The organism is Bradyrhizobium sp. 186, from assembly GCF_023101685.1.
Classification (GTDB): Bacteria; Pseudomonadota; Alphaproteobacteria; order Rhizobiales; family Xanthobacteraceae; genus Bradyrhizobium.
This window is the reverse complement of the sequence record NZ_CP082164.1, coordinates 1,711,171-1,726,237: the sequence shown is the minus strand read 5'-3', so window position 1 is coordinate 1,726,237 and position 15,067 is coordinate 1,711,171. Positions and strand designations below refer to the sequence as shown.

12 protein-coding genes are annotated in these 15,067 nt (G+C 58.1%); 5 read left to right on the top strand and 7 right to left on the bottom strand.

Annotated features, from left to right (window positions below; translation table 11 throughout):
• Positions 1-241: 241 nt before the first annotated feature.
• Positions 242-2,443: a molybdopterin-dependent oxidoreductase gene (locus IVB18_RS08030; RefSeq protein WP_247988653.1), complete on the bottom strand. Its 2,202-nt coding sequence runs from the start codon at positions 2,441-2,443 to the stop codon at positions 242-244.
• Between the two features lie 270 nt (positions 2,444-2,713).
• Here IVB18_RS08030 and moaA point away from each other — a divergent pair, with 270 nt between their 5' ends.
• The 5 genes from moaA to IVB18_RS08005 all read left to right on the top strand — a co-directional run bounded on the left by moaA (position 2,714) and on the right by IVB18_RS08005 (position 7,733).
• Positions 2,714-3,703 (top strand): GTP 3',8-cyclase MoaA, encoded by a 990-nt coding sequence (moaA, locus tag IVB18_RS08025; RefSeq protein ID WP_247988652.1) that lies wholly within the window; start codon positions 2,714-2,716, stop codon positions 3,701-3,703.
• A 129-nt stretch (positions 3,704-3,832) separates the two neighbouring features.
• Positions 3,833-4,051 (top strand): 4Fe-4S binding protein, encoded by a 219-nt coding sequence (locus IVB18_RS08020; protein WP_247988651.1) that lies wholly within the window; start codon positions 3,833-3,835, stop codon positions 4,049-4,051.
• Between the two features lie 19 nt (positions 4,052-4,070).
• The gene (locus IVB18_RS08015; protein WP_247988650.1) at positions 4,071-5,450 is read left to right on the top strand and encodes an FAD-dependent oxidoreductase; all 1,380 of its coding nucleotides are present in this window, start codon (positions 4,071-4,073) and stop codon (positions 5,448-5,450) included.
• 146 nt (positions 5,451-5,596) lie between these two features.
• Entirely contained in the window at positions 5,597-7,063 is a 1,467-nt protein-coding gene (locus IVB18_RS08010) for a PLP-dependent aminotransferase family protein (RefSeq protein WP_247988649.1), read from the top strand.
• A gap of 241 nt (positions 7,064-7,304) precedes the next feature.
• Positions 7,305-7,733 (top strand): nuclear transport factor 2 family protein, encoded by a 429-nt coding sequence (locus IVB18_RS08005; protein WP_247988648.1) that lies wholly within the window; start codon positions 7,305-7,307, stop codon positions 7,731-7,733.
• A gap of 166 nt (positions 7,734-7,899) precedes the next feature.
• Here IVB18_RS08005 and IVB18_RS08000 read toward each other — a convergent pair whose 3' ends face one another.
• The 6 genes from IVB18_RS08000 to IVB18_RS07975 all read right to left on the bottom strand — a co-directional run bounded on the left by IVB18_RS08000 (position 7,900) and on the right by IVB18_RS07975 (position 15,023).
• Positions 7,900-9,534, bottom strand: a complete 1,635-nt coding sequence (locus IVB18_RS08000; protein ID WP_247988647.1) for a GMC family oxidoreductase N-terminal domain-containing protein — start codon at positions 9,532-9,534, stop codon at positions 7,900-7,902.
• A 77-nt stretch (positions 9,535-9,611) separates the two neighbouring features.
• Positions 9,612-10,496: an enoyl-CoA hydratase gene (locus IVB18_RS07995; protein WP_247988646.1), complete on the bottom strand. Its 885-nt coding sequence runs from the start codon at positions 10,494-10,496 to the stop codon at positions 9,612-9,614.
• Complete coding sequence (locus IVB18_RS07990; protein ID WP_247988645.1) at positions 10,493-11,758, bottom strand: CoA transferase; 1,266 nt, start codon at positions 11,756-11,758, stop codon at positions 10,493-10,495. Before IVB18_RS07990 ends, IVB18_RS07995 begins: the two co-directional genes overlap by 4 nt.
• A 293-nt stretch (positions 11,759-12,051) precedes the next feature.
• Entirely contained in the window at positions 12,052-12,762 is a 711-nt protein-coding gene (locus IVB18_RS07985) for an SDR family oxidoreductase (protein WP_247988644.1), read from the bottom strand.
• 258 nt (positions 12,763-13,020) lie between these two features.
• On the bottom strand, positions 13,021-13,563 hold the full coding sequence (locus tag IVB18_RS07980) for a hypothetical protein (RefSeq protein ID WP_247988643.1): 543 nt from the start codon (positions 13,561-13,563) through the stop codon (positions 13,021-13,023).
• Positions 13,564-13,571: 8 nt separating this feature from the next.
• A complete protein-coding gene (locus IVB18_RS07975; RefSeq protein ID WP_247988642.1) occupies positions 13,572-15,023 on the bottom strand; it encodes a thioredoxin family protein in 1,452 nt (483 codons plus the stop codon).
• Between the last annotated feature and the right edge of the window lie 44 nt (positions 15,024-15,067).

Genomic DNA, 15,067 nt, shown 5'->3' with positions numbered 1-15,067 from the left:
GGCTAGTGCGAGTCGTCACTGACTTGAAGAGCCGTTACTGGAAAGACACTGTTGCTTCTAACGGAACATTGGCTGGTTGGTCGATCTCAAGCCAAGCGGTCGGAGATCGGACAATTTTGCGAGCTTTGGGCAATCGATATTTCCTCTAACGCCGTGTTAGGTGCGGCGTCATGCTGATCATTCCCGCCAGCAGGCCCACAACTATCAAGCTGCGGACCCACAAGCGCATGTTGTCGGACGGCTAGGCTCTCACCAACGCGACCGGCTCAGGCTCGTACATGCTCCGTGCGGCATTCCTGGCCACGATCCGCTCCACCTGAACGAGATTGTCCGAGAATGTAGGACAGTTGCCCATCCCACCGAACCGAGCTGCGGATACGCTATTGACGGTACCTTCTTCGTTATGCGTCCGCCAATAGCCGACAGTAGCGACAACCAGTCCGGCCTGAACATCATCGGTGATATGGGCGACGCCGTGGAAGCCGCCCGTCCTGTTGTACACCTTCACCTTGTCGCCGTGCTCGATCATACGCTCAGCGGCGTCCTGCGGACTAAGGAGAACGAACTGATCCCCCTGCAGTCTCCGCTTCTTGGGTTCATTGGCGTAGTTGGTATTGAGAAATGCGTGGCTTTTCGGGGCTATGATGCTCAGAGGATAAAGCTTGGCAAGCTCGGGTTCGTCAGCCGCACTCTCATAGGGCCTAGTATAGCCGGGAAGCGGTTCGATCGGCTCGCCGCTTTGCATTTCGTTGTAAAGTTGACGAAACGGCGGTGCTACGAAATTTGTGGCGCCGGTGAGCAGGATCTCACATTTGCCCGACGGCGTCTTGAAATTTCCCTCAGCGTGAGGTGTTCGCGTATCCGCCGGACCCAAGTTCAACTTGGCAAAGCCTTGCTTCCGCAGAAGATCCATATCGACACCCGCCACCTGCGGCGCGGTCCAGTCGATCGTGCTTTCGGCCAACTCGAGATCCGATTTCAGGAACTCGGGGTCGGTCAATCCCATCGTCTTCGCAAGCCTGCGGAAGATTTCTGCATTCGAGCAGGCCTCACCGGGCGGCTCAATGGCCTTCTGATTGAGCGTGAGGTAGTAGTGTCCCCAGGAGAACATCATGTCATCGTGTTCGGCGGCCATCGTCGCCGGCAAGATGATATCTGCGTAAGCGGCAGTGTCGCTTATGAAATGATCCGCGACAACAGTGAATAGGTCATCACGCTGAAGCCCTCGGACGATCTTGTCGACATCCATCGCCTGGGTCACAGGATTTGTATTGTAGACCATGATCGAGTTGATCGGCGGATCAAGCTTGGTCTCGCCAAGCAGCGCTTCGCCTAGCTTGAGCAGATTCACCACCCGCGTGCCGGGCTTGATCCAATCAGGGCGACAAATCGCTCCGAAGTTTACGGGGAATTCCCACAGCGGTGCTTGGTAGATGCCGCCGGCGACATCCTTCCAGGCACCGGTCAAGGCGGGAATCGCGATGACAGCGCGGATGGCCTGAGTACCGCCTGCGGTACGCTCTAGCGCCACACCGATGCGGATCGAGGCGTTGCGCGACTTTGCGTATTCCCGCGTCAATCTTCGTATGTCATCGGCACGGATGCCTGTGATCTTCTCGGCCCACTCGGGCGTGCAGGTTGCCGCATGTTCCTTGAGCTCCGGATAGCCCAAAACGTACTTGTCGACATAATCGCGATCGACCAGGTCTTCAGCGATCAACGTCTGGATCATTGCCATGGCTAGAGCGCCGTCGGTGCCGGGCTTCGGCGCGATATGCCAATCGGCCTGCTTGGCAGTACGCGACCGGTACGGATCGATAACAACGACTTTCGCACCCTTTTGACGCGCCTCGGTGACGAAGGGCCAATGATGCAGGTTGGTGCTGACGGAATTGCAGCCCCAGATAATGATGTATTTCGAATAGGCGAAGCTTTCCGGATCCAGCGCATTCGTGGGTCCGACCGTGAGGAGCCAAGCGGTGGAAGAACCCGATGCGCAATAGGTTTTCTCGCAAACGGTAGCCCCGAGTCTGTTGAAGAAGGCATCACCGACCGTCAGGCCCTGCACGAGGCCTTCATTGCCGAGATAGCTGACTGGCAGGATGGCCTCTGCACCATTGCTTGAAATGATCTTCGTCCAGCGATCTTTAATTTCCGCGAGTGCCTGTTCCCAGCTGATCCGCACAAAGGCCCGGCTGCCCTTCGGCCCATTGCGCTTCAGGGGATACAGCACACGATCAGCATTGTAGTGGCGATCCGCGTAATCGTTGAGCTTGACGCACAAGCCGCCGCGCGTGATCGGGTGTTTGGGATTACCGCGGACATTGACCAGTTTGTTGCCTTCCACCGTATAAAGCATTGCGCAGGTGTCAGGACAATCGTGGGGGCAACCGCCAAAGAAATCTTTCGTGCTCGCCTTTTTTGTTTGGATGCTGGCAGACATCGGCATATTCCTTCTACCGTCCGGTTAAGGGAAATCTGCGCCTGGGACTTACGGTCACCAAGAGCGGCCTTTCGCAGTTAAATCCAACGACTCAATCGAATTGAGTACCGGTTGCCCCGAATCTCTTGGTGCCGGCTTGCCTTTGCCGTCCGTCCGGACTCAGACCTTTCATTTGCACCGGTACTTCACCAACCCGGATCCAGGGACCGATCATTGGTGAATCCTTGGTCGTGCGCATTGCGTGTCGAAATAAAATCGCGGCAGCATCATATGAGATCGCAAGCCCCACTCCTGGTAGACACATTCGGGCGCCGAATTGAATATTTGCGGCTTTCGGTTACCGACCGATGCGATCTGCGCTGTACCTACTGCATTCCAAGCGGATTCCGCGGATTTCAGGAACCAGCCTCCTGGTTACGGTTCGATGAGATCGAGCGCCTGATATCGATTATGGCTCCTCGTGGACTGAAGCGTATCCGCCTCACGGGTGGAGAGCCACTCGTTCGGCGGGACTTGCCAAACCTTGCGGCAAGACTTGCGGCAATACCGGGCATCGAAGACCTATCTTTGAGCACCAACGCGACCCGCTTGCAGGTGCTCGCCGCCCCTCTACGAGAGGCTGGGGTGCAGCGCATCAATGTCAGCTTGGATTCTCTTCGTGCCGAGCGCATCGCGGCAATCTGCGGCCGCGATGTCCTTGCCACGATATTGGCCGGCCTCAAGGCCGCAAAACAAGCGGGCTTCGCGCCAATCAAGATCAATATGGTCGTGATGCGCGGTGTGAACGACGATGAAATCGACGAGATGGTCGATTTCTGCATCGAGCAGGAATTTGTTCTTCGTCTGATCGAAGCGATGCCGATGGGCACAACAGGCCGGAACGCCCAATACCTCGACCTCCAACCTGTCCGGCGACGCCTGCAGCAAGAGCGCGGTCTCATTGCAGCCGACGTGCCCGGCGGTGGACCGGCTCGGTACATGAAAACGCCAGATGCACGAATGAGCATCGGCTTTATCACCCCGCTGTCTGAACATTTCTGCGCCACCTGCAATCGCGTGCGGCTGGCAGCCGACGGGACAATGTATCTCTGTCTCGGTCAGCGTGAGCAGCTGGCTTTCGGCCCACTCTTGCGTCGCGGCGCCACCGACGACGAGATAGTGGGAGCACTTTGCTCGGCCATGAGCCTAAAGCCGGAGCGTCACGAGTTCAATGAAAAGCCTGAGAAGATCTCACGAATCATGGCCGCGACGGGCGGCTGATGCGAGAAAACAACGTTCGAGTGAGGAACGACCATGCCCCACGTGGTTACTGGAAACTGCAGCGACTGTAGATTCACGGATTGCGTTCTTGTCTGCCCGGTAGCGTGCTTTCACGGGGACGATCAGCGCATGTATATCGATCCCATCGCATGCGTCGATTGCGCCGCATGCGTTCCGGCCTGCCCCGTGCACGCGATCAGTGAAAGCGGGGATCTCTCGCAAGACCAGCAGATGTGGATTCAAGTCAACGCCGACAAATCGAGCAGCACGCCGGTGATCCGGAGCAAGCAGACGCCATTAACAGGTGCCGAGGCGCGGCGCGCCGCCCTAGGCTACGGCCCCAGCTAGACAGAATGAGCCAGGCGCCGTGAACGCAATCGGAACGACAAACAACCCCTTACGTGTGGCAATCATTGGCAGCGGGCCTAGCGGTTTCTACGCAGCTGAAGCTTTGCTGCAATCCGAACGCACGACAGTAGTTGATGTTATCGAACGGCTCCCGGTGCCCTATGGCTTAGTTCGTTATGGCGTCGCACCCGATCATCCGCGCTTGAAAGACGTGGCCAACACCTACGCCGAGATCGCTCGGGATCCCCGTTTCTCATTTATCGGCAACGTCGAGTTTGGCAAAGACTTCACCATGCGGGAGCTGACGGACTGCTACCACGCGGTGATCTTTGCCACGGGAGCAGCGACCGATCGGAAGCTTGGCATTCCCGGCGAGGATATTCAGGGAAGTCACGCCGCGACTTCCTTTGTCGGGTGGTACAACGGACATCCCGATTATCGCGACCTCAAATTCGATTTGTCGGGCGACTCCGCCATCATCATCGGTCAAGGCAACGTCGCAATTGACGTCTGCCGCATTTTGGCCAAATCGCCTGATGAGCTGCGAAAGACGGATATTGCGGCGCACGCACTGGATGCTCTGGCCGAAAGTCGCATTCGTGAGATCCATCTCATTGGTCGCAGAGGTCCGGTTCAGTCACGGTTCACCAGCAAAGAGCTGCGCGAACTCGGCCAACTGTCTGAATGCGATCCGTTTGTAGATCCTAATGACCTGCTCTTGAACGACGTCTGCAAGTCCGAATTGGCCGATGTGCGCGAGCCGGCTCGTGCGCGGAATTTCGAAGCATTCAAGAGCTTCGCTTCCCGGCGGCGGGAGAAGCCCAAATGTTGCCGGATCCACTTCTTTTTGAGCCCAAAAGAAGCACGTGGAGAGCATAAGCTCGAAGAACTCATTCTCGAGCGAACCAGGCTCGTTGGCGCTGCCGGCCGTCAGGAGGCCGTCGGGACGGGACAGACGCTGTCCATAAAAGCCGGGCTCATGATCCGGAGTGTCGGTTATAGCGGCCGCGCCCTGGAAGGAATTCCTTTCGACAACGCGCGCGGAACGATTCCTAACAAAGATGGCCGTTTGGAAATGACATCACCCAACGAATTGCCTGTCTACGTCGTAGGGTGGATCAAACGTGGACCAACCGGGATCATCGGCACCAACCGAGCGGACAGCATGGCGACCGTCGCGACGCTTCTTGCAGATTTGCCAACCTTTGAGTCTCGGCAGAAGCCAGGCCGTGAGGCGTTTGCTTGCCTCTTGGCGCAGCGGGCGACGCGGTCGATATCTTTTCAAGATTGGGAAATGATCGATCAGGCAGAGAAGGCCCGCGGTACGCCCCTGGGCAAGCCGCGAGAGAAGTTCACGAGAATTCCCGAAATGCTTGCGGCAAGCACCGGCCGGCCGTAGGCTTCCCGTGGGACCAGAGGGTCGCCTCCCGGAAGTGCCGCGGCCCCCAAGTTGCCCACGAGCTTTGATCCAACGAGCAGGTGACAGACGCAGTCGCGGACCGGCATCTTCGCCAAGTACCGACTGTCGAACGATTGGAGCAGCCGATGCAATTAGCACTTGAAATTGACCTATCCGCCGCGTCGCTGCAGAATCAAGTTTTCAAGCAAATCCACGGCTTGATCGTGTCTGGCCGCTTGAAACCTGGCGCACGCCTTCCCGGTACCCGTGCCCTCAGTGAGCAGCTCGGGGTCTCTCGCAATACAATCATACTCGCCTATGAAACGTTGACATCCGAAGGCTATCTGGAGTCGCGGGAGGGCGCTGGAACATACGTGTCGACGACTTTTCCCGACAACTCTCTGTCGGTTGCAAGCGGCTCGAACCACGATGCCACCTACCATAAGCCGGTTTACTTGTTCGTTCCGGTTGCTGACGACAAAAAGCGATCCGTGCCCCCCAGTGAAATCGTTTGCGACTTTGCACTCGAGAGCACTGATCCGGCCTGCTTTCCGCGCAGCGTATGGCGTCGCCTAACGAATTGGCGCATGCAATCGTCAAAATTCAACTTGACGTATTCCGGTACGCCCAAGGGACTTCGGGATTTGCGTGAAACGCTTGCCGCGTATCTTGGCGCTTCGCGCGGCATTTCATGCAACCCGGATCAGATCGTCATCGTTACCGGCGTTCAGCAAGCGTTGAATGTCGCCGCCCACCTGTTCGTCCGCGCGGGTACGACAGTAGCAATGGAGGCACCAGGCTGCCGGACAACAGCAGACCTTTTTCGGGCCTATGGCGCACATATTGCGCCTGTTCCTGTCGATCAAAGCGGGATCGTTGTAAGACACTTGCCGCAGTCCCGGAACGGCGTCGCCTTTGTCACTTCAGCGCGTCAGTATCCGATGGGCGTCATGCTGTCGGCTTCCCGACGCGACATTCTGCTGAGCTGGGCCGATCAAACGGACTCTCACATTGTCGAAGTCGATTTCGACACCGAGATCAGATATCAGGGCTCACCGCCGCCACCTCTGAAGAGTCTCGATACCCACGGGCGCGTCGTCTATGTTGGCTCGTTTGCAGCTTCTATCGGCCCAGGGCTGAGAGTGGGCTACATGGTCCTACCGCCACATCTGGTTAATCCAGCCGTTCACGCCGCTTCATTGCTTGATCACGGCTTTCCGTGCACCGGCGTTCCTTGGCTTGAGCAGGCGGTGCTGAACGATTTTATCGAAACCGGTGCCTTTGAAAAGCATCTGAGAAAAATCCGCAAAACATATATGGCGCGGCGCGACTGCTTGATCTTGGCGCTTCAAAAGCATATCGGATCCGTCCAGATAAATCCGGTACATTGCGGCACGCACTTGGTATGGGAGTTGCCGCCGGATTTGCCGAGTGCCGTCGAATTGCAGACGCTCATGCTGAAGCAGCAGATCGGCGTTTACACGTTGCGCGACCAGAATATCGGCGACGCGGATTACCTTGAGAATTGCGACAGATATCTTCTGCTGGGGTTTGCGGCACTTTCGGAGCCGGCCATCGAAGAGGGAATTTCGAGGCTCGCCAAGGTGCTTTAACGCTCTCTGGGAAGGGCCATGATCTCTAGCTCCTCCGCCAGACGCGCTTGCGCGGACTGAGCGCGCGTTGTCGTCCGCTGCGCTGAGAGAGCGCCAACCTGCTCAACATTCGCCGTGAACCGGTACCATCGGCTTTGCCCGCACCGGCGCTGTGAGGAGCACTCGTGTCCCACTAGTTTGTGGTTGGAAATTGCGGGCGAGCTCCTACTGCGACGGCGCCGGCAGTTAGGGGCGCCGGCGGGTGTTTTCCACTACGGCCATGGCGCTGCTGCTAGATATCACAAGGGAGCAAAGGATGAGTGGCACAGCTACGAATTTGAGCGACTATGAAGCCATCACGAAGGTCGTTCAACACTATCTGGACGGCGCCAAGTCGGGCAAGGGAAGCGATATGAAACCCGCCTTTCACAAGGATGCTACGATCTTCGGGTACGTCGGATCCGACTTGTTTGCAGGCCCTATTCAGGGATTGTTCGACTGGAACGACAAGAACGGTGCCGCCACCGGAATCCAATCTCGCATTTCGGAAATCGACATCGTCGGCACGATCGCGAACGTGCGCCTGGAGATCGACAACTGGAAGGGATCGCGCTTCACCGACATGTTCACGCTGCTGAAGACAGATGGGAAGTGGCAAATCATGAACAAGGTCTTCCACCTTCACAGCTGATTTATGACCTGCCCAAGAGGCCTCCACGAGATCGACAGGGTGTCGATCTCGTGGGCTACGGCTCTTGGCAGGGTTCATTTGAAGCTCCTCTCCGCGAAATATGACCTTTTCCGAAGAGCACCTGGATCCGCCTTCCGCCGGGTTCTAAGGGACCGTCAGCGCCGATCTAGGCATCCCACAGAACAAAGTTTGCGCCTTTGTCGGCAATCATGATTGTCGGCGTATTCGTGTTGCCCGAAGTTATCGTCGGCATCACCGACGCATCGATAACGCGCAACCCATCCAGACCAATCACGCGCAGGTGCCGATCCACAACCGCGAGCGGATCGTGCTCCAAGCCCATCTTCGCTGTGCCAACCGGATGAAAGATGGTCGTTCCGATATCGCCGGCGGCCTTGGCAAGAGCGCTCTCGCTGTCATCAACCGACAAGCCTGGGATAAACTCCTCAGGGCGGAAACGGCGGAGCGCCGCTTGCTTCATCAGACGGCGTGTAACGCGAATGGCGTCGGCCGCCACGCGGCGATCGTCGTCGGTCGAAAGATAGTTCGGCGCGATAATGGGCTTCGCCGAAGGATCCACCGAGCGCAGCCGGATGGTACCGCGGGACGTCGGCCGGAGATTGCAGGCCGCGACCGTGATCGCAGGAAAGCGGTGCAACGGCTCGCCAAACTTATTGAGCGAGAGAGGCTGAACGTGAAACTCGATGTTTGGACGATCGAAGTGGGACGATGAGGTTGTAAAGATCCCAAGCTGGGACGGCGCCATCGTAAGAGGACCGCGCCGAAACAGTGCATATTCGAGTCCCATCAGTGCTCGTCCAATCGGCGAGTGATAGGTCTCGTTGAGTGTCTTGGCGCCGTGTACCCGGTAGATCGCTCTTTGCTGTAGGTGGTCTTGCAGATTACGGCCAACACCAGACCTGTCGGCGACGGTGGCAATGCCAAGTTCGCCGAGCCATTCAGCCGGTCCGACGCCGGATAGTTGAAGGATCTGGGGCGAACCGACCGAGCCGGCACATAGGATCACCTCGGCTTTCGCACGAACATCGGTCGTCCGCCCATGCTGCTGGAATCGGACACCCACAGCACGCTTGCCGTCGAACAGCACCTTCTCGACCAAAACGCCTGTTTCGAGGCGCAGATTGGTACGATGAAGTACTGGCTTGAGGAAGCCGCGCGCCGATGACCAGCGAAAGCCTCGCTTCTGATTGACGTGGAAGTAGCCGACACCGGTATTATCTCCGGTGTTGAAATCGGTCGTCGCTGGGATGCCCATCTCGACTGCCGCTTTCGCCACGCTATCGAGGATATCCCACTTCACACCTGGCCGTTCCACGCGCCACTCGCCGCCGACGCCATGATGCTCAGATTCACCCAGGAAATGGTCATCGAGGCGCTTGAACACCGGACGGACATCGTCCCACCCCCAGCCGGTGAGACCGAGTTGGCGCCAGTGATCATAGTCCGACGCCTGTCCGCGCATGGCAATCATGGCATTGATCGCGGACGAGCCGCCAATCACCTTGCCGCGCGGATATTTAAGGGAACGGCCGTTCAGCCCCGCTTCGGTTTCGGTCTCGAACATCCAATCCGAACGCGGATTGCCGATCGCGAACAGATAGCCAACCGGAATGTGAAACCAGATCCAGTTGTCCTTGCCGCCGGCTTCCAGGACAAGAACCCGTTTCCTTTTATCGGTCGACAATCGGTTGGCGACAACGCACCCGGCAGACCCAGCTCCCACGACAATGTAGTCGTAGTCGCCATCCAGTTCAGTGCTGGAAACCACCGTCTTCTCCATTGTTGGGGGTCGTGGTGCGCCCCACGCAGGGCTTGCGCGTCCGGATCACAGACCGCACCACCCGGAACAGCGAGCGGTCAGCGGTGGCGAAAGACCGGCGCCCGCTTGTTGACGAAGGCGTTCATGCCTTCCTTCTGCCCTTCGGTCGCAAACGCTGCCTGAAACAGAAGACGTTCATGCCGCAGCCCTTCCGAAAGCGGTCCTTCGAACGCACGATTAACGGCTTCCTTGGCCATCTTGACGGCCGGCGCGTTGTAGCCGGCGATGGTATGCGCGGCTTCCAGCGCAACCTGTAGAAGATCGCTGCTTGGGACGACTCGCGCAACGAGACCGACAGCCTTCGCCTCGGCGGCTCCAATGGTACGGCCGGTCAGAACGAGATCCATGGCAAGCGATTTGCCGACCGCACGGGTTAGCCGCTGTGACCCTCCAATACCGGGCAAGATACCGAGCTTGATCTCCGGTTGGCCGAATTGAGCGTCTTCCGATGCAATAATGAAATCGCAGAGCAGCGCCAGCTCACAGCCGCCACCAAGCGCAAACCCGCCGACCGCCGCTATGATCGGCTTGGAAATGGATTTGACGTCATCCCAGGGTCCGAGAAAATCATTCATGTAGAAATCGGTGAAGGGCTTCTCGGCCATTTCTGCGATATCTGCCCCGGCCGCAAAGGCGCGCGCACTGCCAGTGATCACGACCGCTCCGACCCGATCGTCGGCGTCGAAGGCCTTCAATGCCGCCAACGTCTCAATCGCCAATTGACCATTCAAGGCATTCAAACTCTTTGGCCGGTTCAAGGTAATGAGACCTACACGATCGCGGCGCTCCACGATAATCGTCTGCGGCGAGCTCTTCTCGGGCGTTACGGCAGGCTGTTCCGAGGAGGATGGGTCGTCCTTACGGATGGGCGCGACAGTATTGCTCATGGCCTGTTTCCTAAGTTTGGGAGATGCCCGTGTCATTCGGCCGCTCGCGGCAGCGAGCCGACTGCATCGACATCGTCAGGGTTGACGTCTCCGGCCACTGCGGTCGCATAAGCGCCGTGTGTCGCCATGAGCTCGTTCAGAATTGCTTCGCGGTGCTGATTAAGGCCCGGCGAACGGGCGGGCGTTTCGACATCGTTTTCGGCGTATCCGCTTAGACGGATCGGGTTGCCGGCAGTACGGATGTGACGGACGCCCTCACCTCTCACCTTCACGATCATGTTCCGCGCCTTGAGTTGCGGGTGATCAAACAGCTTGTCAATCGTGTTGATCGGTGAACAAGGAACGCCGGCCTCATTGAGTTTTGCGACCCAGTGCTCAACAGGCTCGCGCGTGGTGATCGCCTCGATGGTCGCAATCATAGCGGGGCGATTGCTGCACCGCAGATCATTGCTCATGAAACGAGGATCCAGTGCCAATGCAGGCGATCCAAGCGCGTCTGCCATGAGCATGAAAAGCGTGTCGTTGCCGGCGGCTATGATGACGCGCCCGTCCTTCGCGGCGAAGCTTTCGAACGGAGCCAATGAAGGGTGACTGTCGCCGGTACGGCCAGGTATCTTACCTTCCACGTCATAGCGTGCGAGAGCCGTCTCCATCAGAGCCGCCTGGCAGTCAAGCATGCCGATATCCACACGCGTTCCCTGTGCGTTTTGTACGCGCTTGTAAAGAGCGGAAAGGATGCCGACTGTCGCGAAAAGAGCGGCGCCGAGGTCACCAAAGCTGGTCCCGACACGCGACGGCGGGCCGTCCGGCCATCCCGTCAAGCTCATCACTCCGCCCATGGCTTGCACGACCATGTCGTAACCGGGCAGATCACTGAAGGGCCCCGTATGGCCAAATCCCGAAATCGACGCATAGACGATGTGCGGGTGAGTTTTGGCGAGCCGTTCGGCGCCATAACCAAGCCGGTCCATGACGCCGGGACGAAAGTTCTCGACGACCACATCGGCCTTGTCCAGCAGCCGCTCAAGCAACTCTCTGTCGCGCGGCGACTTGATATCGAGAACAATGCTCTCCTTGCCCCGATTGAAGCACATGAAGTAGGCCGACTCGCCGTCGACGAATGGGCCGAACGCGCGCGTATCGTCGCCGGTGCCGAACTTCTCGATCTTGATAACGCGCGCACCGAGATCGGCCAGGACCATCGTGCAATACGGTCCGGCCAAGACCCGCGAGAAATCAAGAACCGTAATGCCCTCGAGAGGCCCCTTCTTCGAAGCCTGAATAGGTGTTCGCTGCATAGTACCTCCTCCCAAGACGCTGCCGGCGTGCTCTCGCCGCGAACAAACACTGGGAATTTCGCTCCGTTAGAGTTCGCGTCGGCTCGTTTCCGCCTTTACCGGCCCGGGGTCGCCAACGCCGAGCTGATGGCATCCCAGCTCATAGCGGCGAACCGCGATTATCAAATCGGGACGCTTGCCCGGTGAAGTACCGGTCCGGTTGAAAGGTCTGAGTCCGCCAATACCCCGGGAACCCAAACCGCGGTCCAGAAGAGCGAACCGGAGAACTGGCACCGGCCGCCGCTCCATAGAGGTCAGCGACCGGCGCTCTGGCCGCCGTCGACGTGTAAAATCTCGCCGGTGACGAAGGGAGCGTTTTCGAGAAAGAGGATCGCGTCGACGACGTCCTGAATTTCTCCCATCCGCCCGACAGGATGTTGCTTTGCAAGAAATTCATGCTTTTCGGGAGCATGCATTGGCGTCTTCATGACACCAGGAGCAACGGCGTTAACCCGGACTCCCTTTTTTGCATACTCGATCGCGAGCGACTTCGTGGCTGCGTTCAGCCCACCCTTGGTTAGCGAGGCTAGGACCGAGGGAACATTGCTGTTGGCGTGATCTACGAGGCTGGTCGTAATCTGCACGATATGGCCGGAGCCTTGCTTCAACATTTCGGCCGCGACGCGTTTGGTGATCCGGAAGAAGCCTCCAAGATTGATCGCAACGACCGAAGCATAATCTTCCTCGGTATAATTGATCAGCGGCTTGGCGATGAATATCCCCGCATTGTTGATGAGGGTGTCGATACGTCCGAAACGTGCCAAGCCTTCCTCGACGATGCGATCAGCCGTCTTGGGGTCCGCGACGTCGCCCGCGATCGTCAAGATGTCCGGATCCGTGCTGGGCTTGATGGAGCGTGAGTTGGCAATCACGCGGTAATTGCGATCGCTGTACGCCTTCACGAGTCCGGCGCCGAAGCCTTGCGATGCACCGGTGATGACAACTACTTTCTGCTCAGTTCCCATGCTTGCCTCACCTCATCAGCGTGCGACGTCAGTATCACCCGCCAGACGGTCCACGTCTGATCCCACAAACCTAGTGCGGGTTGGGCACGCGCCGAATGGCCGTCATCCGGCAGGTTCTGTTCCAGAAACTGGAACAATGGGCTGTCACACTAGAAACCACCGAGGCCGCCATTTTTCGTTCAAAGAGCAGGTGGTCGCCCGCCGAACTCAGCCAGGAGCCGAGTTCGGAAAATGCAGTCTTTCAATGCACGCGCCCCCTTAGGCCGTTTCGCGCATTTTCGTCTTGGACTGATCTCGCGCGATCATCTGCAGAATCTCATCTACCGCGGCTTCGGCCCACCGATGGAGTTCTGCCGTGGTTCTATTCTGAAGAGGATGCGCCACGTACACCGCGGCACCATCCAGACCGATCGATGCTTTCTGGGACTCGAACGCCTGCCGAAATTCAGTCGTCAGGACACTAACCCCGGCAAGGCCTTTCTTATCGAGATCATTCAAATCATGCGTTGAGCATGACGTGCACGATCCGCAATCCGACAGCGCAATGATGACCGCATCACAGTTTTCGGCAATGTCCTTGATCATTTCACGAGGAGCGACCCGGGTATTCGTGGGCTTCTTGTATCGGAGGGTCTTGATGCCGCGTTCGGCGCAAAGCTGCTCGAGACGGTCGATGAACTCGTCGCCACGCATCTTCCCGATATCCATGAGCGCAATTGTCTTACCGTTGATGGTCTCGAGCGGCGCTACACGATCCCGCAACGCCGAGGCCGATTCGGCCGTGGGGTCGCGGAAACTCACTCCGTATCTCATATGGTAATCTCCCTGGTGACTGGCTTTGATTCATTCCGGAAACGGCCACCGGTCCAACCGGCGCAGATCGCTGAGAACAAGCCCGCCTGTCCACCAGCCTGAACGATCAGGAGGCCTTCAGGCCAGAACTTGTTGACCATTTCGTCGACCCGCTTTCGGTCGATGCCTTCGCCGACACCATGTGCGCCTTGGATCACATCCTTTCCGGGACGTACCATTGCCCTGTGGAGCTCCTCGGTGATACGTCCGCGGTCCCATCCGGCTTCGCGGAAGATCGCATAGTGCTCGGGCACCAGAACCAGCATGGCGTTTGTGAATTCGCACAGCTTGGGATGTCCGACCGCGAGCAAGGACATGGCCAGCGATTTCGTGAGTTCTTCGGGAGTTCGTGATCGCTGGTCTAGGAACCCTTGAATTCCGTCACCTTGGAAAAGCGTAACCGCATTCTTGTCACGTCCGATCCCACGCGCGACCGAGAGCGGCATCCATGTTGGATCGGACTCATCCTCCGTGAAGCAGAATGTATATTTGCCAGGACCTCCCAGCACGGCACGGTCGAGCTCTCCCGGACGGCCGCCCCCGACGTTGCGAATGATCAATTGAAGCGCCCGGCCGATGGTTGCGTTGGCGCGGTTACCCTGGCCAAGACAATTGATGCCAGAGTTCATGCCGATCTCGCGAGCAATCGGTCCATTTACAACGACAATGGGGCCGGAGAAGCACGTCGTGCACAACAGACCGTGCATCGTGAAGAGCGGATCCAACGCTGCCTCGAGTGCGGTCAGAACGACCGGCATATATTCGGGCCGGCAGCCGGCCATTACCGCGTTGATCGCGACCTTCTCGACGGTGATGGGTGAGAGATTGGGGGGAACGTCGCCGATGATCTCGTCGGGCTTGCGTGTCGTCCCTTCAAGCATGCGCAAAATGCGAACGTCGGTCGGTGGAACTACCGGCAGCCCGTCGCTGAAACCTCGATCGAAGCAAGCTTCGATATCGTCATCCCACTCGCCGAGCCGGATCTGCCGCGACTTGTAGTCAAGCTTACCGTACTTCGCGCGCAAGGCGTCGTGAACGCCCGGCTCCCGTGATTTCGAGCCGCACCCGGGCCGCATGTCGGGCAAGCCCTCTCCAAGAGCTTTGAGACCCGTAATCGTCTCCCAATCGTGACGATTCCAACCGTAGGTTCGCGCGATCTCCTTACCATCTCTTATGCGGACGAGCGTCGGAACGGCTTCGATATCGAACGAGAAAGACGATTCGAGCGACGTATCGTCAATTGCTGCGACGCACGACGGAAAGGTCGGATCGTCCTGCGTATAGATGACGGTCGGTAGGTTGTCGGCAATCTGCCCAAATACCGGTTCGACCATTTGGCAGGTCTCGCATTCGCGTTTGGCGAAGATCAAAACACCATCCTGCTGTCGCTCGCTGATATCCACGGTCATGGTCTCCCTACTCTTAGATCGGGGGTGTGTCCGCTCGCGATTGC